We start from the raw sequence: 20,786 nt of genomic DNA on the forward strand, positions 1-20,786 counted from the left end.
GCGCCGATCCTGCTTCGATCATCAACACAGTTTCTGACGTCGTCAAAACCGCAGCCTCGGAAACCGAAAAGGCCGTCAGGGACAAGATCAGCGACGCCAGCGGAGAGCGGGCGACGTGAGGTAGGTTTCGGCTTGGTTTCACGATCAGGGCGCGCGTCCAAGCTAGCTGCAGCGTGGATGGCCAACGTCAAGCCACGTTGGACCATGCCTGCCTTGCCAGGTCGCATTTAGCGACGCCGTACCGCCAGCGATGACCTGTCGCGGCCCTGCGACTCTGGTAGAAAAGGACCAGCCGAGTGCCCTCGATGACTACGGTCGAGTGACCATTTTCAACTGGTTCTCCAGGGTCAAGAACCGGCCCGACCGTGCGGTAAGGGCCCTCGACATGCTCGGCGAGGGCGAAAAAGACCCGCTGGCGGCTGCCGCGTGGCCCTTCGGGGAGAAAGCATGTCGCGTTGAGAAGAATGCGCCCGCCCGGGAGCTCGACAAGCTGCGCACCCTCGATGCCCCATTCATAGTCAGGATGCTCACGCGAATTGTGGTGAGACAAATCGGTATGGTCGAGTATCTTGCCCACCCGCTTCCACGGCCCAAACCACGAATCCGACTGGCTGCGCGCGAGATAGATGTCGGGCTGCGGAACCTTGGTAAACCGTGGCATGCCTGAATAGACGATGTAGCGCTTGCCACCGATCAGGGCCGGATGCGGATCGTAGATCCCGTCCTCATCCGTACCGGGAAGTGCATCGATCGCGGACCCCATCACAGTCCAATCGAAGCCGTTGTCCGAGACAACATGCTCACAGCGGCCGCCCGATTTCATGAACTCGGTCTGGATGAACATATGAAAGAGCGAGGTGACGACAGATCGATATCGGAGCCCGCGATCAACCTTGAATTTTCGGGCGCGTTCCCATCGGACTATGTCCCCGACGCCACCGTCAGACTAAACCTCTATTCCCGGCTGCAACGCTTCGAGCGCGCAGCTGAGATCGATGCCTTCGCCGATGAATTGGAAGACCGTTTCGGCGCTCCGCCACCAGAAACGATCATGCTCATTGAGTTGGCCCGGTTGAAACAAGCCGCCGCTGGCGCCGGCATCGTCAGGATCGGCGCCGGCCCCGCAGCCATCGCCATCGAGCTCGCGAAGCTGGACTCGAAGCTTCTAGCCCGTCTGCAAAAGCACCCAGATTGCAGCCCACGCGAAGACCGCGTGATATTCAAAATCGCGACGACACCGGGGCCGGGACGTTTGCGCGCCGCGAGAAAGCTTGTCGATCTTTGCCGGGCGGCAACGACCTAAACAAGCCGAATCTTTGTCAGCAGGGTTGGCAAAGAAAGTGTCCTTCGCAACGGAGCGCTTCGACCAGAAGAAGTGTCGCGCCGAGGCAGTCGCCGGAAGCCTGCTCAGCCATGGTGAGGAGGGACCAGCGAACCAACGGTTGGGTGAAGTCATCGAAAGCGTGACCCGCAAAATGGCAGATTACCGCTTGCCCCAATTTGTCGAGAGCCATCAGTCCAAGGCCCCCGGTCGGATAGGCTAGCGCGGCGATGCGTTGGAGGTGTCGATCCCCATCGACACGAAGCTCGAAGAGGACCACGCCCTGAGTGCGCTCGGCGACGAGGTTAACCTTGTCGGAGAAAGGGCCTGGCATGTGGCGGATGGTGCCGACCACCATCTCAAACATGATCTCATCCAAGCCTGCGGAAATCATGTGGCGAGCTTGCAGGACTCGTCGGCAACCACAACAGTCAAAAGCACTTGTGCACAGCTAAACAACGCACTGATATAAAGCCGAAATCTGCGTTCACGGATCGCCGCCAACAGGGTCGCCGAGGGTGACTGGTGCGCATCAGCGGCTTTTGCATCATGCGCGCGTCGGGGGTTGGATGGGGAAGACATTTGTCCAAACAGCCCGCTCCTCACCGACGGCCTCTCGGGTCGGCAGCCGGAGCTCAGAGGTTCTTGTTGATCTTGGCCGCGACCTTGTTTGTGGCGTCCTTGACAGCCGATTTTGCATCGCCGACCGCCTTTTGTACTTTGCCCTTGGCTTCCTGCGCCTCGCCTCCGTCCCTGAGCCTGTCATTGCCTAACGCTCTGCCAACGCCTTCCTTGGCTTTTCCAACCGCCTGGTTAGCTAGACCCGAGGCCTTGTCGCTCTTGCTGCCCATAGAAATATTCCTCTTCGTTGGCTGTAAACCGTGGCCACCCGCAACGTCAGAGTCATCGAGAAGTTCCAGGGCTTTGCCAGGGAGAATGATTGAGCCAATGGCTTCATCGCCTCGACCTTTCGGGCTCGCCCTCGCCGCACACGGTCGCCTCTCCCGATAAACCTGGAGTGATGCGCAGCGTGGGTTTCGTCGGCATGCGGACACCGTACGCACATCGTTCTTCGAGAGACTTCTCGATGAGCATGTCACCTGCGAAACGGCAGGACCTAGTCCGCGTTGTCAGGTGATTAACTACCTCGTTGGCAAAGGGGGCCCCGGCTGACGATGTCACCTTGATCCGTCAATACAGAGCGTTGTGGGAGAGCTATGGCGTCGATCCGGTCAACATCAAACTCGACGCTGAGGCCGTCGCGTCGAGGTTCATTTTGTCTGGCCGACGGCGTTTCGAACTAGCTAGCTTCCTTGCAGAAGTTGATGGCGTGGCCCGTCGGGTCACTGGCCTGTCAGGTTCGAACGTCTACCCTGCCCCAACGTAGCGGTTCCATCCCGGCCGGGGACCACCGCGTCCGGGCGATTCATTGTCCACAACATAAGCGGAATGCTTTTCATCAACCTTTTGCGGGTCGGAACAAAGGCGAATGATCACATTCATCTGCTGAAGGGACACCGTAATCAGCAGACAGGACTATAAACATGAAGGCTTTGATCTTGAGCGCCGTAGCGCTTTCTCTTGGCATCCCGGCTATCGCCACGGCCGCCGAGGCTGATGTGGTGATCACGTCGCATCACCGTCACCACCATCGCGCCGTTGTCTATAATGACGAGGGAGGTCGGCTCCATCATCGCCATCATGGGCATGTCGCATTCTATGACAATGGCGAGCGTGCGTGGCGCCACCGCCATCACCGCCGGGATACGGTCATCGTGACGATGGGTCACCGTCGCCATCACCATCGACATGTCGTCATCGATCAGGGCAACGACTAGGCCGCGTGCGTGCCCGGCTCCGCTATATTGAAAGGCTCGAGCCGGGCGCACCGCAATCTGCCGGGCTTTCTTCTCGCTGGCTTTGTGGCTAAAAACTACTGACCCATCCCGAACTTGTAGGTCAGCCTAGCCATCACGGCATCAACTTTTGCGTCGGTGCGATAGGTCTCAGGATTAGCACCGAGGCTGCCGTTATCGAACACGTTGTTGCCCGTGCTCGTCTTATGACCGAGGTCAATGTGGGTGTAGTCCACGCCGAGCGAGAGGAAAAGCTCATCTCCTGTCACCAATTTGCCATCAGTGAACAAAATGAGAACATGAGAGTCAATACCTCTTGACCTGACAGGAATATGTTCCTTATTCCTGATGTATCTGAGCAGGAAAAAGGCCATGGGAAAGCGCCAAAATGCGCCGATTGGCGAAGCTATGTCCGATTTGGAGTTTACTGCCCAGCAGGCCATAGCTGCAGCCGGTGGCGACGTTGTGGTCGCCTTGCTGACCGTCTTGGCCAGGAACGCCAAACTTGAGCGGGAACTCGCTTTGTCACGCGCGGCGGTCTCGAATGGGTTTTCTCGCGGCTGGCTTAAGGCGCGCCCATAGATGGTGGACACCGCCGAAGACAATTTCCGGATCGAGGTTTGGGATCGGGAGGAGAAGACGCATCTCGAAACCATCTGTCGATCGCCGGATGCGATGGTGAGCCAAGCTGCCTGGCATGCCGCCATCAGGCGCCGGCCCGGCATGCTGCTGATCCATTACAACAGCCGCCACGTCATGGAGAAAATGGTCACGCCGGGCGAAGTAAAGCTTCCGCCTCAAACGATCATCGACGGCAGCATACACGCCGGACTCGACGTCTCGCTCGGCGATCTGCGAGAATGGCACACTCTGCGAGCCTGGTGCAAGAATTGCTCCCACCATGCCCCGGTAAAGGCGGCCGGACTTATCCGCCGATACGGGAGGGACGCGCTATTCAGCACTGTTGAGCGAGCGCTTCTCTGCACGAGCTGCGACCGGGGCGGGCCGGTCCGGCTCGAGGTCCACAGCATGCCGCGAAACTAAGGGTGATGACCGATCGCTTGCGACCCGGCTTGCGGCGGGTGTTTCTTTGTATCGAGCCTCGCGGAAGTCGAGCAAGTTCTGAAACACCTCCAGTTGCCCCGCGAAATTGCGCGCCAGATATCGAACCAGCTTGGGGTTGTTCAGCAGTCGGTCGAAATAGCTCGTAGCGGCGATCAGGTTTAGCATTTCTGAGCCGTGGGTGCTGGCAGCGCTCAGATAGTCATGGCTGACCTCGGCAATGTTGGCTTCCATGGCGGCCATTTGCGCCGGGGAAATACCCTCGTATCTTTTTCTGCGAGCCAAGGGATTGGTGAGTTGTGATCGTGGGGTGAGCTCGATCAAGAGCCTCGCTACTCGAAATTCCACGCGGTTCATCGCGAGCATCAACCGGACAACCTCAACCTGCCGGCCCGGCACGACCTCTCGTAACAAGCCGAAAATCTTCAAGGGGGCGCCGAAATCGTTCAGCATGTCGAGAGCTTCGAGGCAGATGCCTTCGACAAGCGGCTCGTCGACGCGCGGCAAGGAAATCTGCCGGTCTTCGCAGATACCCGCTTTCACCCCGGCCTCTGGCGAATTTTGCATCAAGATCGAAGGAAGCGTTGCGAAGCCATTCGATTGAAGCAATCCTTGAAATGCAGCGATGCGCAGGACATGACGAAAGGCATCGACGACGCTTTCCATCTGGTGTTTCACCGCGTCGGCTTCCCTGATGAATTCCTGCATATTGTCGACTTGGCGCCTGTAGGTCTTCAACAAACCGGAGACACGCAGCGGGTTCATCGGCGCCCGCGAATCTACCGTCAGCCGAATGGCATGCCGATTGTTTGTGACGAAGTCGCGAAGCCCGGCTTTCGTAGTTCTCATATATTTGCCGGCATTGGTTCTCGTCTCGCCATCTCAACCACAGGATCAAGCGAAGCGAACAGGAAGGCATCAAGGCGCACGCCATTGTCGGCCTTGAGCATGTGAAGGGCAGAATGCGCTTCATGAGCGGGTGCGATTAGGAAGTCACGAACGGTCTGATTATCGGTCTCCATCCTGATCAAAATCGTCACCTCTGGCCCGATGAGACCCCGCTTCCAGAACGGCCAGCGTGGAAACCCGGCGACGTTCATCCGATATTGCGCAGTCCAAATCGCCACGGAGAATTCATCATTGACACGCATAATCTTTGTTTGGGGATCGTACAGCGCCGAGCCACCGACCCCGCCGATGTCCGAGATCAAGTTCTCGATTGTTTGCTGCCGAATCTGAATGAGCCGCCTTCTGATGTCGAGTTTCCGATAGTTCGCCGACCCGTCGTATCCGATCAACTGGTAGGCGGCGTTCATGCTTCCAAAGCGATGCGCGTAAATGCTGGCTGAATGACAGCCTGGAGCTGCATCAATTATCGGACTCGACAGCCGTCCCCGCTCTTTCCAAAGCTTGGTCAGATCGGCCAGCAACTCCTCATCGGATCTGAGGTAGGTGCGCCCCCGCCTGATAGCTTGCGCACGATCGAACACCGCCCGGGTTACGAGCGGCTTGATGACGTTGTCGGCGCGCACAAATGCGCCTGGCGGATTTCTTACCCGGTTTTGCAGAAGCCTGTGGGATATCCGGTTCCAAACACTGTTGCCGATATATTTTTCGCTGGCCAGTATCGTGCCTACGCACTCTCCGGTCCAAGGCCGGCCAAACTCGGTGACCAGGCCGCGCGCGTTTAGAGCAGCCGCAATTTCGACTGCCGTTTTTCTCCTTTTCACAAACTGGTTGAATATCCATCGGACGGTTGAAACCTCATTTTCAGGCCCGGGAACGAGAACGACGCGGTCGCTGGCCAGGCCTTTTCGCTCATCGTGATGGAGGATTCCCTTCGGATTTCCAGAGCCGTCGACAAGAAGGCGCCTCAACCCATAGCCCGCGGGGCCACCGCCGCTGAAACCGAGTTTGACTATGCGGCTTTGGCCAGCAAAGACCCTCTCTGACAGCATTCGGCTGTATTCTGCTGCCATGCTACGCTTAATAGCCTTCAGCACGTCGGACCCGACGCTCCCATCGTTGACGAACAGTTCCGCGCAGAACTCGATCCGCACTCCGGCTCTTTGGCATCGGTATTCATAAGAGGCGCTTTCATCAGTATTCTGAAAGCGTCCCCATCGGCTGACGTCATAGACCACGACAGTTTCGAAATCGGCCCGCCGGCTTTCGATATCTTCGATCAGCCGCTTCAAGCCCGGGCGTCCCCAGATGTTGAGCCCGCTTCGGCCCGGATCTTCATACGTGGCAACGATCTCATAACCCATGACATCTGCATAGTTACGGATCGCGTCCTTCTGATTGTCGATGGAGTAGATTTGCCTATCCGTCGACATGCGCAGGTATTGAGCAGCGCGAGCCCTTCGCCTTTCAAACTCGGGGTGGGTGGTTGCTTTGTCCATCGCGCGGGCCATGGTACTCAGACCTGATAATAGAGGCCTGTACCGCCTGCGATTTGGTTAGGAAAACATGTCGAGTTTGCTTCGAATGCGAGCCGTCGGCCGCATCCAGATATATATCCGTGCGCAACTATATCGGCCGTTGAGATCAGCGGGTATGCCCGTTTCTTTTCCGCTTTGGAAACCATGGCTTTCAACTCATGGGAAACCCTGACTCACTTCGTGAGAATCCGCGCCGCCGTTCCGCCGCAATGCAACCGCACTCGGGCTTCATTCGCCCCTGTCCGTCAGTCCCCGGGGCTTTGAGTGGAGTTCCAGTGATGATCATCAAGAAGGCTATTCTCGCGGTGCTGGTTACCGCAGCACTTGCCGGCTGCCAGTCGCAGACCGAAGGCCAGCAGCGCGCCACCACGGGTGCGCTCCTCGGCGGCGCCGGCGGCGCGCTGGTCGGCCAGGCGATTGGCGGCAACACCAAGAGCACTGTCATCGGCGCGGCTGGCGGTGCGCTGCTCGGCGCCGTCGTCGGTTCCGCCACCACCCCGCAGCAGCCCCGCGGCGAACAGCTCTGCCGCTACCAGGACCGCTACGGCCGCATCTACACCGCACCCTGCGACGACCGCTATTACAACGGCAACTACTGAGCCGTTGCCGCCCCCTTCTTTGCGAAGGCCCAGACCATCAGCGGGTATTCCTCGTCGTTGCTGAGGTCCCGCCACAGACCGTAGGCGCGCACAGGGCCACCGATGTGGGCCCTGGCGCAGGCCTTGTTGCCCCAGCCATGGACCTTGACATTTGCTTCGGCAAAGCCGCCCTCGACCATCAGCTGCTTCAGGCCGGCGGGCGTCCACCTGTTGTAGTCGTGTGGCCTGGCGTGCACGCGAAACAGGAACGGTGTCGCCACCATCGCCCAGCCGCCTGGCCTGGTCATGGCGTGGATGTTTTGCACGGCCGCCGCCGGCCGCCGGACATGTTCCAGCACCTGATCGGCGATGACGATGGAATATTCTTCTTCCGTACGGTCCCGGCAGATGTCGAAGGCGGGGAAATCGACCGACCGGTAGTTTGGGCACATTGTCCGCCAGTATCGGTTCCAGCCGGGCGAGATCTCGATCACGTCCGAGGCCTTGCGGTTTCCGGCTTCTAGGAAAAGCGTGAACGCCTCAATCTGGCGGATGCGCAGCCAGTTGCGCGAATCATAGCCGAGCAGGCGTTTGGCCACCTGTTTGCTGCGGTTTTTCAGGGTGCCGGCAAGGCTTGTCGTCGTCACATCGACCTCCTCCTGCCCGCCGCGAGATGAGCCTAGCCCAGGCAAGTGGGCAAAAGATGACAGGACAGCCTATCGCACCCAGGACCATAGGCGCGAATAGCCTATTGAACCGTCATCTGTACAGATCGTTGCCGATCAGAGCGACGCCGAACGGCGAGTTGAGATAATCGAGGAACACGCCCTGATATTCTGGCACGCCGTCACCGTTGGTGTCACGCAGCAGGGTTTTCCGGTTGCTCGGTCCACTATCTTCGGCCGAGCTCGCGCAGCCTTGCGTCGCGGTAGCTTCGACCGGAGAGCGACGTGGAAACAGTTGCTCGCGCTGCTTGGTCCAGCCCTGTCGCGCTCTTGAAGGAACGGGCTCGCAAACACTAGGCTGGCGGGCAAGCTGGGCCAGGAGACCGCTTTTCGCCAAGCGGAAATATGGACCATCGAGGTCGAACCCAGAGATGGCCGACACTGCGTGGCGATGCTGCTGCGCGGCAGCGGCCGAGCCACTGTCGTGCTGACGGGACACTACGATACGGTCACCACCCGCGACTATGGCGCGTTGGAGGATATCGCCAACCGACCATCTGCTCACGCCGGCGCTCGGCAAAAGCCTCGCAGATGGTGGCACAGCGGCCGCCCAACGCGCGCGCGCCGATTTTGCCTCGGGGGAATTTCTCGCCGGCCGCGGCCTGCTCGACATGAAAGCCGGCCTCGCGGCGAGATTGGCCGTCTGCACGCAATTCGCCGAGAGCGCCAATCCGCCGGGGAACATCTTTTTCCTCGCCGTTCCCGACGAGGAGAACAATTCGGCCGGCGCGCGCAAAGCCGCGCAGGCGCTGCCATTCATCGCGCGCGAACGCGATCTCGACTTGGCCGCGGCAATCAATCTCGATGCGATCGCCGACGATGGCGACGGCAGCAAGGGTCGCATCATCGCCCTGGGCACCGTCGGCAAACTACTGCCCACCGCCTATGTGATCGGCATCCCTGCCCACAGCGGCTTTCCGTTGAACGGCTTGAACGCCGCAGCTGGCCGCCGCCATCGCCAAGCGCGTGGAATGGGCGCCGGAACTGACCGACCAGTCCCAGTTGGGGACTGGCACGCCGGCTAGCCTGCTCAGCATCCACGACAGCAAGGCCGGCTATGACGTGACAACGCCGGCAAGCGCCTTTGTCACCTTCAACGTGCTGAGCTATCGCTGGGCGCCAGACGAGATGCTCGACCGTTTCGAGCGGCTTTGCGCCGATGCGGTTTCGGCCTGCCTGGGAGATCTCAAGCTGCGCCTCGGCCCAGGCAATGGCTCCGCTGCGGTCAACCTGGTCGATAGCGTTGCGCTACACCGCTTTGAGGCTATTGCTGCCGGCCTCGACGAGGACGCCAAGTCCAAGCTGGGCGAACTCGGCGCTTCGCTTGCCGACGGAGAGCTCTCGCTGCCTGAACAGTGTCGGCTCGTCACGGAAGAAGCGTGGCGATTGAGCCATCTTTCCGAGCCGGCGATCGTCGTCGGCTTTGGCTCGATCCCCTATTTGCCGACAAATCTGTACCAAACACCGGCTGCAAAGAGGTTGCGCGAAATTGCCTTAGAGATCGCCGCCAACGCAACCCGACGCTACGGCTGTGCAATCGGCTGCGCGGACTATTTCGCGGGCATCTCTGATATGAGCTTCTTTGGGGAGGCGGTCGAGTCTTCGCTCGACGTTGTTGCCCGCAACACACCTATGTGGCGCGACGGTGTGCGGTGGCCCCTGCATCGTGGCCTGGCCAACATTCCGACGATCAACATCGGTCCGTGGGGTCGGGACTATCACACGCCGCTGGAACGGCTGCACATCGGCTACTCGTTCAACGTGCTGCCACGCGTCCTTGGCGAAGTCTGTACGGCTTTGCTCAACGAAGGCTGACGCGGACGCAGAGCACTTCGTTTGTCCACTCTAACGGAGGAAGAATTTGGCGAACGCAGAGTTGGACGGCGCTGGGTGGAAGCGAGGGCGCCCGGCCGGATTGACCGGGACCGGGTGGTGATTACGGTGGCCGATTCAGCGCAACTCCTGTTGCGTGACTGGCCGGCGCCGGCCTCGGAAGTTCGTCTCGCGGCACTCAGGGGCTGCCTCGCGGTACTGCGCGGTGAATAGCCGGCGCGATTTGCCAGGCAGGCATTCCTCGTCGGAGGCAGAGACGCCGAATACTGCTGCGAACCGATTTGACCTCGTCCCGCACTTTACTTCACAGCTCAGGGCTTAGACCTAGCCCTCAGGGTTTGGGCAATGTCGGTTGAGTGGGCTGCGTGCCCTGCTGGTCGCCGCCGGTGCTGCTCTGCGGCGTCGGATTGCTGTCGATCTTCGGGTTCTTGTCGACAGGCTGGCTGTTGACCGTATCCGTCTTGGATTTGGCGGGATCCTCATTGCATCCCGTCAAGGCAGCAAGCGCAATCGTCACCAACAGAATGGTTCTCATTCCAAGCCTCCCTTCCGTGCCACTGGCAAGACGTTAGACCAGTGACCCACCCGGTCAAATCGAACCGATAGGCCTTGCCGTGATGCTTTTCTGGCCAGCACCAGATCGAGTGCCGCGTCATCGACCGGACTGCGCATGAAGGGACGGACAGCCTGGCAAGCCGACTCCGTCGAGACAAAATCGCAGGAAGTGCTTCTGGCCACGACATAGTGTTCGATCAGAATACCAACCCGTTTCAGCGCGATGTCTTGGGCATACTGCATCTGCTTCTCCTTGGCTGCCGAACTTCCGGACACGAGTGTTGTTCCACCTGTACAGAAAACTTCGCTTCCGGGCCGCCGCACCATCTGACGCTGGCGCACGGATCCAAGGGACAATCCTGCCGCGCGGTGGTTGGGGCGCAACCAGGAGCGCAAAATATGACCGGCAGCAACAAAACTGGCGGTGGTTACCGGGGCCTCAAGGAGATAGACAAGAAACTCGCCAAACTTTGGGCGAGGGCCGGTTTTAACTTGATCATCGCGGCCGATGAGCCGGCGATCAGGCAAGCGGCCGAGGGCGCTTTCGTCGAAGACGTGGCGGTGAAGCGCTTGAAGTCGATCTGGCAACCCTAGAGGGCGCCGAAAAATTGATCGCCCGGATCGGCGATCGTATCGATCTTCTTTTTCTAAATGCCGGGCGCGGCCTCGGCACGGTTTTCTCGACCAGGACTGGAAAAAAGGCCCGTCGCATCGTCGACACCAACATGACCGGAACAATCTGTCCAGCCCATCAACTGGCGGCGGGGATGCCTTGAGTCGCGTCCGGCGCCAGATGGCCGGGGTTCGTAGGAACAATTGCAGGTGGCGTCCGTTTGTTGGCTATCAGCCATCGAGGAACCCGCATGACCGCACCACGAGCCGTTTGGAAGGGCTTCTTGAAAGTCGGATCCGTTACATGTGGCGTGAAGATCGTCGGCGCGACCAGCGAGGCGTCGAAGATCCATTTCAAAATTCTCAATCGCAGGGACGGCTTGCCGGAAAAAAGCGCCTACATCGATGAAGCGACTGAGGAGGAAGTCGACGCCGAGGACCAGGTGAAGGGTTTCGAGATCGACAAGGACGACTACGTGCATGTCGAGCCCGATGAACTCAAAAAGCTGAAGCTTACCTCGGAGCACACGTTGGAAGTCGGCGAGTTTGTCGACCTCGACGATGTCGACACGCGATATCTTGAAAAGCCGTATTACCTCATTCCGGCCGACGGCGCAGCGGCCGAAGCTTTTGAAATCATCCGCAAGGCCATGGAGGAGAGAAAGGTCGCGGCCCGCTCCTGCGTCGTGCTTTACCAGCGTGGCCGCGAAGTGCTGATCCAGCCCTTCGGCAAAGGCATGCTCTTGACCGAGCTGCGCAGCCACGGCGAGATGATATCTGCGGAAAGCGTGTTCGCCGATATCAAGAAGGTAGAATATGATGCGGACCTGATCGAGGTCGCCAGCCTGCTGATCGACAAGAAAGTGACCCGTTTCGATCCGTCGAAATTTGAAGACACCTACGAGGACGCGCTGATCGCGATGATCGAGGCCAAGCGCAAAGGCAAGCCGCCGCCAAAACCGGCGCCCAAGCCGAAGGAAAATGTCGTCAACCTGGCCGAGATTTTGCGCAAGAGCCTGGCGCAAGCGGACGGCAAGTCGGAGAAAGGCAAAGCCACGGCATCGCGCAAGCGATCGGCCTAGCTAGGGCGCTCGAGCCTGCCCGCCTCAGCCTCGCACTCCAGCGTCCAAAGCCAGGCTGCGAATGTTCGTGCGGGATGTTGCAAGGCTGCGGCCCAAGCTGCGGGAAGCGCATCGGAAGATTATCGAAATAGACTAGCCGAATATCCCGGATCCTTGCTGGGCAAGGTGCTCCGGTTCACTCTTGCCTGCCCCTGCAACAAGCCTCACCGGGAATTTCAGAGTTGCACCTTGGCATTGTCACCAACATCAGGTTTGGCCCCGGTAACTGCAGCGAAAACCATCTTTGCAGTAGCGACGACAAGCCCCGGGCTGTCCCACAATTCGCCTTCGTCCGGGGTCACCTTGATAAGCCGGATTTCAGGATCGCTGGCGCTTTCCCACCAGGCCTTGTCGGTCTTTTCCCAGAGCTCCGCGATTTTCCCTCTGTCGTTTGTCACTGCGGCCGACCCCGAGATCGTAACGTATTTGTAGTGGCTGCTGTCGCTCCAGGCCAATGTCACCTTGGGATATTTCGCCAGCTGCTTGTTCTTGGCGCCGTCGTCATTGACGAGGAAATAGACGGCATCCTCGTCCCTCCTGACGCGAGCCGAGAGAGGACGGGCGCGATTGTATTTCCCGTCCCAGGTCACAAACATGCAGATGTCGATATCCGTGGCGAGTCCCCAGATCCGGTCCGTGGCCTGGGCCGGGGTGAGGTCGCTATCTTGCTCTCGATCGTGGGTCATGAGTTGTCCTTCGGGATAAGGTGATTTTGCTACAACTCCGGGAGGGTCTCCACGTTCCAGTCAATCGCGCGAAGCGACACCGTGCAGACTGGACCCAGCCCGGTGCATTCCATCCGGGAACCCTCATCCCAATCGAGTGTTCTTGTTGGGCGAATTCACCCTTTGAACATGGCGAGAGACGTGCGGCTGAGCAACTTTGGAATGCGATCTGCTATCAGAAAGGCGGTCGCCGTCCGGCCAAGGCTTGGGCGTTGGCTCGATAATCTCAAATATCTTGCCGTTGCTATCACGGCCGGCCTGGTCACGCTGGTGGCGATTAACCTGATGCCGGATCCACGCGCGATGCGCACGATCGTCCCACACGTTTTCAATGCTGAAGATCCCGCATTCGCAAGGAGCATGAGCAGCTATTCAAACGGACAGATGTACGATGCGAATGCCGTACAGACCCTGGTCAATGGCGACGATATCTTTCCGGCGATGCTGCGAGCGATCCATGCTGCTCATTCCAGCATCGATATGGAAACCTACATCTATTGGTCGGGTACGGTCGGCTACGACTTCGCCATCGCTTTGGCTGCGAAGGCGCGAGACGGCGTCGAGGTTCGCGTACTTGTCGACTGGGCCGGCAGCCTCCCCTTCGACGAAGATCTAGTCCACGTCATGACGAGCGCCGGAGTGCGGTTTCAGCGTTATCGACCCGTCCATTGGTACACAATGGATCGGGTGAACAATCGAACCCACCGCAAGCTTCTCATAATTGACGGGAAGATCGCATTTACCGGAGGCGTCGGGATCGCCGACAACTGGCTGGGAGACGCACGCAACCCGAATGAGTGGCGAGACACCCACTATCAGGTAGAAGGACCCGCCGTATCCGCCTTCCAGGCGGCGTTCGCCGAGAACTGGCTCGAGGCGGCAGGCGAGACCTTGCAAGGTGAAAAATTCTACCCGCCACCTGAACCCGCAGGATCACTCAGCGCGCAGTTGATCCTGGCTTCCCAGCCGAATGGCTCTGTAAACATGGAGTTGATGATGTTGGCCGCCATGGCTGCCGCCAAGGATCACCTGCGGATCGGAATGGCCTATTTCGTTCCGGACGACATTGCGATCCAGCAAATCTTGGACGCCAGGAAAAGAGGCGTCGCGGTCGACGTCATTGTCCCCAACTCGCTGACGGATGTCCCCATCGTTCGAAAAGGCTCGCGCTATTTCTGGGGCGAGTTGCTCAAAGCCGGGGTGCGCATCCACGAGTTTCAGCCGACAATGTATCACCCTAAGCTGTTGATCGTGGATGATGTGTGGGCCAGCTTCGGCTCGGCCAACCTGGACGAGCGGTCGCTGCGTCTCAACGACGAGGCCAATCTGAACATTTACGGCAAGGATTTCGCACAGACGCAGATCGATCTGTTCAACCAGGACCTTGGGCGGTCGAGGCAGATCAGTCTTGAGGAGTGGCAAGCGCGGCCGTGGACTGAAAAGGTGACGGACTGGTTGTCGAGCAGACTGCGCTCGCAGCTGTAGTGTCTGTGCAGACAAGCCGCACTATGTAAGCCTCTGATCGAACAGGTGAGAGGCAGCTGATCAATGGCAAAGCATGCCGTTGTCAGTTCATTGGCACCTGCCATGAGCCCATTCCACAAGGTGACCCTGCTCTCGACGGCGACGCGCGCGCTGGTCGGTCATGGAGCAGCAGAACATCCGCCGGTTGGTATGCATCACCGGCCTCGGCGCCGGTGACAGCCGCGGCCATGGCGGTTTCTTCTTCGACCGACTGCTCCTGCCCCTGATGCTGCGGAAGGTCTATGAAGACAAGGATCGCCAGGAAGATGCCATCCGGGGCAGCACGCTCGACTGGACCATCGTTCGACCGATGGTGCTCAACGACAAGCCAGCGCGCGGCCGCATCAAGGCAGTGACCGACCTTTCAGGGGTACATGGCGGGACGATCGCGCGAGCCGATGTCGCGGATTTCGTCGTTCAGCAACTCACCGCGGATACGTGGTTGCGCAAATCGCCCCTGACCGTGAACTCATAAAGGGTCGGGGTGGGCGGGCTCGTGCTCTTACGGTGCTGCAAACTGATCCGCAAGACACTGATGCGCAGCGAGAACGTCGAGATACTATCGGACAAGACCAATGCCGCTGTCATGCGGCATGCTGGTCGCGCCTTCCCGGGCGTTAGGCGGGTGCACCCTTGCACACACGGTTCAGACGCACGACTTCCCCGTCGGAATCGGCATGATACTTTACGCGCTTACGGCGTTTGTTCGTGGCCCCTGTGGGCAGGTCCTTTAAAAGCTTGAAAGCTCTGGCCACTCTCCGCTGGCAGGTCGAAGGCCGACTTCTCCTTCGTGATTCCCTCGATGGGCACACCAGCGGATTTTCTGCATGGCGGCGATGGTTCCCGCGGAGAAGCGAGGGGCGCGGACTGCGTCGTGGCCGGGAAAGAAGAGGCTACGGAACATTAGAAGTCGCCAATTGTTTATAGCATCGGAAAACTGAAAAAGCCCCAGTGGATGCTCGTGAATGAACACTGCCCAGCGCGTCAATTCGTGGATTACTGCTCAGAAGCCAATCGCTATCTGCGACAGCTGCATCGTGGACGAATTGAATGTAACTCCAGCTCAAGTCGGCCAGATCACCGGGGCCCTTGGAACCACGTCCGACTTCGACCGCGATAAAGGAGTATGCGGGCGCTGCTGCGAGAAGACCGTTATACGCGCGAATTAGTCTGGAGCTGAGCGTCGACTGAAGGCAGTCCCCGGCCAAGCAAGGGGTCGATGTGCTGGCCTGCTGAATTGTCATTCGGCTGGTGAAGCGAAGTCAGGACGAACTATCAACGTGGGAGCGCAGGTAGGTCCGGCGCCGCCCACCGCCGGGCCATCTTTCGCTTTCGGTTTTACCAACCTTGCCTGCCATACCAGTCATCGATATCGCGTCGCGCGCGATCCTTTTCGATGCCGTAGCGCTCCTGGATTTTGCCTTCGAGCTGGTCGCGCTTACCTGCGATGCGATCAAGGTCATCATCAGTGAGTTTCCCCCACTGTTCCTTGACCTTACCCTTCACCTGCTTCCAATTTCCTTCGACGCGGTTCCAGTCCATGACGACCTCCATTGTTCGAAAAAGGCGGAACGTCGTCGAACCTCCGAGGTTCCCGGCGACCAGGGATTCATAAAATGACCGGGGTCGCAGCAAGACACTGTCGGGGCGCAATTCCTGCTATAAGCGCGATATCGCCAGGATGAGCAAATTCGAAGCGCCGCACCATGTCGGGGATTGTGGCTTTACGAAAACGCGTCCACACATTTTAGGTCATGCTCAATTGTTGCCGTCAGGGATGACCAAAATGGGAACGGACTGCGAACGAGTCAGCCGCCACGGCGATGCGCCATCGCTTCGAAGATCACTTCGAAGACGCTCCCCACTTCTTCAGTCACCTCGCTGGGTGCGATCCCCAGCTTTTCAGCAGCTTTCAACATTTGATCGGCCACGTCGCTAGCAGCGATCGGATTGCCAACCGGTTCGTCCGGCAAATGATTTACGACCCAGTCGTCAAGGAACCAGCGGCCGCGCAAACTCACTCGGGAAGACCGGGGTCGAAATGCATGATGGCTTCGATGATGGTGCGGTAGAGGCTGTCGACCTCTTCGTCGATCTCCCCACGCTTAATGCCGAGCGCCTTCGCATCGGCAATTAGCTTATGGGTAAGTTCGTCCACGGTGATGACATCTGCTTTTGCCGTCTCCGCGACGTTGTTCGCGATCCATTGGTCCAGGAAATCGATGCCACGCGCGCTCATTAAGCCATAATTTCAGGACGGCTCTTAGGTTCCTCCTACCGGCCCAGGGGCTGCTTCGAAAGCGATGTCAGCTCGGCTTCATCTTTGATGCCGGCCATGTAATTGGCAATGATACGGGATGCGAGGGCGTCACGACTACCGGGTGATTGATCATCGCTCTTGAGGCGATGAAAACGCGAGCAAGCAGGGCCAGTTCCGGTGGCTGAAGAATGCCGGCCTCAGCAGCTTTGTGTCGAATTGGCATGCTCCCAACTCCAACAGCGAGGCCGCTATAAAACCAGGGCGCCGGCTAAAGGCAAGGCTATTCCTCTTCTCGGAAATCCTGCAGCGGGGCGTGACGAAGGTCTTCCTCGCCCCGCAGGTGCTTTACGCGGCCAATGTGCCCAGGCTTTACCCATTGCGTCGCCGGCCGCTTCATGCCCTTCGGCGCCGGTCCAGCGTGCTCCTGGACACGCTTCTATAGGCGCTTGCGGATGGCCCGGCTGGAGTTCATGAACGCCAGCAGCGAGCGCAACCAGGACTGGAAGCCGACGTTCGAGCGGGAAGGATGAAGGATGGCTGTCGCCTTTTGGCGGGGGCGTTGGGGACAAGGCGCCGGCCGGGCGAGCCGATCAGGTTCCGCCGCGTTGTAAGTATGGGCGATGTGTCGGAGCAGAGGATGTGGCGTGATCGCGTAAGGCTGTTCAGCGTAGTGTCATCAGTTTGCTCTTCGAAGTACGCTTGGCAGCCTTCGCTGAAAAATTGGCTGTCCGGTTCAGGCTGCAGGCCGAATGGGTGCCAGGTTTGCAGTCGGGATTGCAGGTGCGACTGACGACATGAATGACCGGCGAATCGCTGCGGCCTTGAGGGCGATGCCAACGGAGGGGCAGGCCCGATGCCGTCCTGGCCTTCACCCTGGCCGCTGGCGTCGTCATAGCGTTGCTTGGCCGTTTTAAGGAAAAGGAATTCTCACGCTCGATCTAGGCGGCTCGGCGCCGGGGGCATCGAGAGGAGGCGGCGCCGAGCCTAACCGGTGGGACACAAGGTTGGGATGATATGAGCATCCCGCCGGCTACGGGCGGTTATGCTCTTCCTGAAATAGATCCGAAGCATCCGAACGAACGAAAATAAGAGGCATCCTTGCGCGACCACGAACTGACCGAGCGGCCCGGCAAGGGCTGGACGCCATGGGAACACGGGCCCGCAGCGGTCTGGTGGGATGCGCGGAAGCTGCACTTTGCTCTGTTGAACGTCAGCGTGCTCCTTTCCGGCTCTGAACTTGTTGCGATCGAGCATTGGGATTTTCGCGGCGACAGATGGTGCATGCGCAAGCCGCCGTCCGATCCCCCGCCGCTTCCCGAGGTCAACCGGATCGAGAGGCAACGCGCGGCAGACGAAGCCTATGAGCGATTCCGTGCGCAAGGCGGCAGCGCGCGCAGCTGGGGCCAGCGAGCCTATTTGCGCGGGCGAAATTCAAGAATCGTCGCAGATGGCTCCGGTTCCAAAGGTTCGTGGCCGGGCTCCTCGTGCCACATGATCTGGCGCAAGTCGCGCTGATCGACCGGCTGACCGCATGTCGGACAGTTATAGAAATGATCTGCTTCGCGAATGAAGACCGCGCTGTGCACCTTGCCTGGAATCGGTGGGCCGAGGTCTGATAGCTTTGTCATGGCGATCGAAACAAGCCGTCACGAGTTCCGGACTTATATTAGCATATGCTAATTTAATCACAGTTGCGAGTCAGCGCATGTGTCTAACATCAAGCCTACCCGAAACTATTTTAGCACATGCTGATGGAATCGCGCTTTTGCGAGTCCAGTCATGCGTTTGAGGTTTGTCGCGCCTTTGATGCCGACGCATATCGCTCAGCCATCCGAGGGCGAAAACTGGCTGCACGAGGTGAAGTTCGACGGCTTTCGCTGGCAACTCATTATCGACGAGAATGGCACCCGCATTTACACCCAACGGTCTCGACTGGAGCGTCCAAGTTCGCGAGCCAGAGGCTTAAGCCGCATACCTTGGGCGGAGAGCGCCATAGTCAACGGCGAAATCATCGTTTTGAACAATGCTGGTCTGTCTGACTTCGCGGGCTGCGCAAGGCCACCTCCCCCCGGCAGCACGACCTCTATTTCGTGGCCTTCGATCTGCTGCATCTCAATATGCATGATTGCGCGACATGGCGCTGGAAGGCCGTCGCGCGATCCTGGCCAGCATGATCGGGACGGCGGTCGGATTCAGTTTACCGAGCCGCTGCCGGGCGAAGCCAAGGCGGCATGCTTCTTTCCACGACTTTCGGGCGGCCGCTCATTGACCAGCGTCTTCGGTGAGGAAAGATGCAGCAATCAGGTCGTCGCCAGCAATCTGACCGTGACCGACATCCATGATGGCCACGACCTTGTGAAAGATTTTGAGTTCGGCCTCAGTTATACGCGCTGCCCGCATTCTCGCCTGCAGATCTGCCAAGCGCGCCACTAGAGCCTCGGTCGTCTCAAGCTCAGGGTTCTTCATCTTCATTTGTCCGGTTGAGGTGTGACGTGCGATGCACGCCTTACACGCCCCGCCACGGTTGGCGGCGGGGCGCGAGTTCGTTCGAACTTTCAGTCGTAGACTTTGACGATCTTGCGGGTGCCCGGGTCGACCAGAACTGTGTGTTTGTCGACCACTACATAACGATACTTGACGTTCGGAACTTCGTGGAGCTCGACCGTGTCAGGTAGAGCCGTGCCGACGTTCAGTTCCACTCCCGGAATCTTGACTGAAGCCAGCGGTTGCTTCTTCACGTATTCGCGCACTACAGTGTCCTGTTCGGGTGTGATGACAACATCCTGCGCTGCCACCGCGCCGACGCCGGCAAGCAGAACGAGCGCCGCGGCGCCGCTGGTTAGGTGCATTCTCATACTTTTTCTCCTCTGACCTGGCGAACGGCACGACCGCCTGTGCGCCAAAAATCCAAACCTGTCGGCAGGCCAGACGTTCCCTGCCGGGACTTCGGTCTGATCTTCTGCATGACCAAGGTCCCTTCGCAGATGCGCAATGGTCGTGCCTCTTCGACACGGCGGAACGGCCTCGAGCCAGGGTAGTTGCTTCTCCAAATTCGGAGAAAGCAGATGGATAGAAGCGTTGGGCAAGCGCGCTGGTTGCTAGCGCCGATTTTCGCGACGGCCGTCACCTTTTTGGTGATGGGCATAATCCTCGGGTGACATTTCATGGATCGGCACAGCTACGTCCCTTCCTGTGCTGATAGGACCCGCGAGCCGCTCCGGCAGGCTGGCGGGTCCTCTATTTGGAGTATGGAAACGATGACATTGGCCCAGATATCGAAGGTGCATGCGAACGCTAACGACGCAGCGAATGACAATCCTTCGCCTGAGCCTGGTTTGCCGAACGCCGTGTCTTTGACTGACGAGGAAAACATTGCCGATCTTGTCAGGCGAACCGAGCGCACGGCTATGTGGGTGCTTCTGGGAATGGGCGGCTGGTTGGCGTTAGTCCCTGTTGTCTACCTTGTGATGACCCACGGAATTTGAACGCTTACGAGCATTGCCCGACCGCCTAGGCCGGCTATGGCTCATTACGTCAGGACCTCGTGTCCGGATTGCAAAGCCGCCGGCCGCGATCGGCGACAGGTGTTTTTCACAGGCATTCCCGACTGCGAAGGCCAGCAGCGGGCGCGCAACCGGGACTGGAAGCCCACATTCGCGCGGGAAGGATGAAGGATGGCCGACGCCTTTTTGGGCGAGGGGCGTTGGGGATAAGGCGCCTGCCAGACGAACGATTCAGGTGGACAGATGGCCGATTTATCCGGGCCAACCCTGGAAGAGCCGGAGATACTCCGAGCCATCGATCCCGGTGCAATTCTAACAGGCGCCCTTGATCAAGTGCTCCAAAACAGCGAAGTCATCTAGATCCCTATATGGTGTGAGATCCAGATCGCCGGGAACGCGCTTGAGCGCCTCTTCATCGATTTGTTTCTCGTGAGCTTTCATCACCGACTGGTAGGCCCGCCAAGTCAGGCCGGCGCCTCTGACAGCTCCCTGCTCAGCGCGCAACGCAATCTGATGGGCATGGAGGTAGTGCAACCTCAACGTAAGCGCTGTTCCGGTGGCACCTTTCGCTCGTGGTCGTGAGGAACGATGTTCGGAGCCTTTGAGGGCTTCGACACATGACGATTTCAGAGCTTACACTTAAATCCAACGATCCTGAGCCCGCGCG

At 59.1% G+C, this 20,786-nt stretch carries 27 protein-coding genes and 2 pseudogenes; 13 read left to right on the forward strand and 16 right to left on the reverse strand.

Annotated features, from left to right (window positions below; genetic code table 11):
* Window positions 1-187 precede the first annotated feature (187 nt).
* Window positions 188-844 carry a hypothetical protein gene (locus EN824_RS30870; RefSeq protein WP_245521048.1) on the reverse strand — a complete coding sequence of 219 codons (657 nt, stop codon included), beginning with the start codon at window positions 842-844 and terminating at the stop codon, window positions 188-190.
* On the opposite strand from EN824_RS30870, the gene EN824_RS30875 reads away from it, so the two are divergent.
* On the forward strand, window positions 845-1,303 hold the full coding sequence (locus EN824_RS30875; RefSeq protein ID WP_167531278.1) for a TRCF domain-containing protein: 459 nt from the start codon (window positions 845-847) through the stop codon (window positions 1,301-1,303).
* A gap of 16 nt (window positions 1,304-1,319) precedes the next feature.
* Here EN824_RS30875 and EN824_RS30880 read toward each other — a convergent pair whose 3' ends face one another.
* From EN824_RS30880 to EN824_RS30915, 6 genes are all read right to left on the reverse strand, one after another.
* Entirely contained in the window at window positions 1,320-1,688 is a 369-nt protein-coding gene (locus EN824_RS30880; protein ID WP_135906998.1) for a hypothetical protein, read from the reverse strand.
* Window positions 1,689-1,956: 268 nt separating this feature from the next.
* On the reverse strand, window positions 1,957-2,172 hold the full coding sequence (locus tag EN824_RS30885; protein WP_135906996.1) for a CsbD family protein: 216 nt from the start codon (window positions 2,170-2,172) through the stop codon (window positions 1,957-1,959).
* Window positions 2,173-2,844: 672 nt separating this feature from the next.
* Entirely contained in the window at window positions 2,845-3,132 is a 288-nt protein-coding gene (locus EN824_RS36725) for a hypothetical protein (protein WP_167531277.1), read from the reverse strand.
* Between the two features lie 122 nt (window positions 3,133-3,254).
* The gene (locus tag EN824_RS36275; RefSeq protein WP_245521049.1) at window positions 3,255-3,902 is read right to left on the reverse strand and encodes a hypothetical protein; all 648 of its coding nucleotides are present in this window, start codon (window positions 3,900-3,902) and stop codon (window positions 3,255-3,257) included.
* A 226-nt stretch (window positions 3,903-4,128) separates the two neighbouring features.
* Window positions 4,129-5,004 carry a plasmid partitioning protein RepB C-terminal domain-containing protein gene (locus EN824_RS30910; RefSeq protein ID WP_245511659.1) on the reverse strand — a complete coding sequence of 292 codons (876 nt, stop codon included), beginning with the start codon at window positions 5,002-5,004 and terminating at the stop codon, window positions 4,129-4,131.
* Between the two features lie 80 nt (window positions 5,005-5,084).
* Window positions 5,085-6,644 (reverse strand): recombinase family protein, encoded by a 1,560-nt coding sequence (locus EN824_RS30915; protein ID WP_135880743.1) that lies wholly within the window; start codon window positions 6,642-6,644, stop codon window positions 5,085-5,087.
* 317 nt (window positions 6,645-6,961) lie between these two features.
* On the opposite strand from EN824_RS30915, the gene EN824_RS30920 reads away from it, so the two are divergent.
* Entirely contained in the window at window positions 6,962-7,282 is a 321-nt protein-coding gene (locus EN824_RS30920) for a YMGG-like glycine zipper-containing protein (protein ID WP_135881133.1), read from the forward strand.
* Here EN824_RS30920 and EN824_RS30925 read toward each other — a convergent pair.
* Together EN824_RS30925 and EN824_RS35415 are read right to left on the reverse strand one after the other, a co-directional pair.
* Entirely contained in the window at window positions 7,276-7,908 is a 633-nt protein-coding gene (locus tag EN824_RS30925; protein ID WP_135880744.1) for a methyltransferase domain-containing protein, read from the reverse strand. The genes EN824_RS30920 and EN824_RS30925 overlap by 7 nt on opposite strands.
* A 118-nt stretch (window positions 7,909-8,026) precedes the next feature.
* Window positions 8,027-8,173, reverse strand: a pseudogene (locus EN824_RS35415) (sorbosone dehydrogenase family protein); the annotation flags it as partial.
* 277 nt (window positions 8,174-8,450) lie between these two features.
* Here EN824_RS35415 and EN824_RS30935 point away from each other — a divergent pair.
* The 3 genes from EN824_RS30935 (at window position 8,451) to EN824_RS30945 (ending at window position 10,032) form a co-directional block, all read left to right on the forward strand.
* Window positions 8,451-9,011, forward strand: coding sequence for a M20/M25/M40 family metallo-hydrolase (locus EN824_RS30935; RefSeq protein WP_135906986.1), 561 nt, complete (start codon window positions 8,451-8,453; stop codon window positions 9,009-9,011).
* Window positions 8,953-9,801, forward strand: a complete 849-nt coding sequence (locus EN824_RS30940) for a hypothetical protein (protein WP_135918163.1) — start codon at window positions 8,953-8,955, stop codon at window positions 9,799-9,801. Before EN824_RS30935 ends, EN824_RS30940 begins: the two co-directional genes overlap by 59 nt.
* A 117-nt stretch (window positions 9,802-9,918) precedes the next feature.
* Window positions 9,919-10,032, forward strand: a complete 114-nt coding sequence (locus EN824_RS30945) for a DUF982 domain-containing protein (protein ID WP_272483032.1) — start codon at window positions 9,919-9,921, stop codon at window positions 10,030-10,032.
* Between the two features lie 118 nt (window positions 10,033-10,150).
* Here EN824_RS30945 and EN824_RS30950 read toward each other — a convergent pair whose 3' ends face one another.
* On the reverse strand, window positions 10,151-10,354 hold the full coding sequence (locus EN824_RS30950; protein ID WP_135880749.1) for a hypothetical protein: 204 nt from the start codon (window positions 10,352-10,354) through the stop codon (window positions 10,151-10,153).
* Entirely contained in the window at window positions 10,351-10,617 is a 267-nt protein-coding gene (locus tag EN824_RS30955; protein WP_135918164.1) for a hypothetical protein, read from the reverse strand. The genes EN824_RS30950 and EN824_RS30955 overlap by 4 nt, the downstream gene beginning before the upstream one ends.
* Before the next feature lie 156 nt (window positions 10,618-10,773).
* Between EN824_RS30955 and EN824_RS30960 the strand changes: the two genes are divergently transcribed.
* From EN824_RS30960 to EN824_RS30965, 3 genes are all read left to right on the forward strand, one after another.
* Complete coding sequence (locus EN824_RS30960) at window positions 10,774-10,968, forward strand: hypothetical protein (RefSeq protein WP_135906982.1); 195 nt, start codon at window positions 10,774-10,776, stop codon at window positions 10,966-10,968.
* Between the two features lie 14 nt (window positions 10,969-10,982).
* Window positions 10,983-11,150 carry a hypothetical protein gene (locus tag EN824_RS35420; protein ID WP_167531276.1) on the forward strand — a complete coding sequence of 56 codons (168 nt, stop codon included), beginning with the start codon at window positions 10,983-10,985 and terminating at the stop codon, window positions 11,148-11,150.
* An 87-nt stretch (window positions 11,151-11,237) separates the two neighbouring features.
* Entirely contained in the window at window positions 11,238-12,068 is an 831-nt protein-coding gene (locus EN824_RS30965) for a Ku protein (RefSeq protein ID WP_135918165.1), read from the forward strand.
* 215 nt (window positions 12,069-12,283) lie between these two features.
* Here the strand turns inward: EN824_RS30965 and EN824_RS30970 are convergent, their stop codons facing one another.
* Window positions 12,284-12,793, reverse strand: coding sequence for a pyridoxamine 5'-phosphate oxidase family protein (locus EN824_RS30970; RefSeq protein ID WP_135906978.1), 510 nt, complete (start codon window positions 12,791-12,793; stop codon window positions 12,284-12,286).
* 180 nt (window positions 12,794-12,973) lie between these two features.
* Between EN824_RS30970 and EN824_RS30975 the strand changes: the two genes are divergently transcribed.
* Window positions 12,974-14,317 (forward strand): phospholipase D-like domain-containing protein, encoded by a 1,344-nt coding sequence (locus tag EN824_RS30975; protein WP_245511656.1) that lies wholly within the window; start codon window positions 12,974-12,976, stop codon window positions 14,315-14,317.
* Window positions 14,318-14,386: 69 nt separating this feature from the next.
* A pseudogene (locus EN824_RS30980) lies at window positions 14,387-14,831 on the forward strand (NAD(P)H-binding protein); the annotation flags it as partial.
* Between the two features lie 863 nt (window positions 14,832-15,694).
* Here EN824_RS30980 and EN824_RS30985 read toward each other — a convergent pair.
* The 3 genes from EN824_RS30985 to EN824_RS31000 all read right to left on the reverse strand — a co-directional run bounded on the left by EN824_RS30985 (window position 15,695) and on the right by EN824_RS31000 (window position 16,595).
* Complete coding sequence (locus EN824_RS30985; RefSeq protein ID WP_091586081.1) at window positions 15,695-15,898, reverse strand: CsbD family protein; 204 nt, start codon at window positions 15,896-15,898, stop codon at window positions 15,695-15,697.
* A gap of 266 nt (window positions 15,899-16,164) precedes the next feature.
* Window positions 16,165-16,377, reverse strand: a complete 213-nt coding sequence (locus EN824_RS30995) for a DUF768 domain-containing protein (protein WP_135918166.1) — start codon at window positions 16,375-16,377, stop codon at window positions 16,165-16,167.
* Window positions 16,374-16,595 carry a DUF768 domain-containing protein gene (locus tag EN824_RS31000; RefSeq protein ID WP_135918167.1) on the reverse strand — a complete coding sequence of 74 codons (222 nt, stop codon included), beginning with the start codon at window positions 16,593-16,595 and terminating at the stop codon, window positions 16,374-16,376. Before EN824_RS31000 ends, EN824_RS30995 begins: the two co-directional genes overlap by 4 nt.
* Window positions 16,596-17,714: 1,119 nt before the next feature.
* Here EN824_RS31000 and EN824_RS35425 point away from each other — a divergent pair.
* A complete protein-coding gene (locus tag EN824_RS35425) occupies window positions 17,715-18,131 on the forward strand; it encodes a hypothetical protein (protein WP_167531274.1) in 417 nt (138 codons plus the stop codon).
* Window positions 18,132-18,395: 264 nt separating this feature from the next.
* Window positions 18,396-19,049 carry a hypothetical protein gene (locus EN824_RS36730; RefSeq protein ID WP_189522251.1) on the forward strand — a complete coding sequence of 218 codons (654 nt, stop codon included), beginning with the start codon at window positions 18,396-18,398 and terminating at the stop codon, window positions 19,047-19,049.
* Between the two features lie 122 nt (window positions 19,050-19,171).
* Here the strand turns inward: EN824_RS36730 and EN824_RS31025 are convergent, their stop codons facing one another.
* On the reverse strand, window positions 19,172-19,471 hold the full coding sequence (locus tag EN824_RS31025; RefSeq protein WP_135880760.1) for a DUF1236 domain-containing protein: 300 nt from the start codon (window positions 19,469-19,471) through the stop codon (window positions 19,172-19,174).
* Window positions 19,472-19,873: 402 nt separating this feature from the next.
* Between EN824_RS31025 and EN824_RS31030 the strand changes: the two genes are divergently transcribed.
* On the forward strand, window positions 19,874-20,101 hold the full coding sequence (locus EN824_RS31030; protein WP_135918168.1) for a hypothetical protein: 228 nt from the start codon (window positions 19,874-19,876) through the stop codon (window positions 20,099-20,101).
* Window positions 20,102-20,786 lie beyond the last annotated feature (685 nt).

The sequence above is a fragment of the Mesorhizobium sp. M8A.F.Ca.ET.181.01.1.1 genome, assembly GCF_004792025.1.
Classification (GTDB): Bacteria; Pseudomonadota; Alphaproteobacteria; order Rhizobiales; family Rhizobiaceae; genus Mesorhizobium.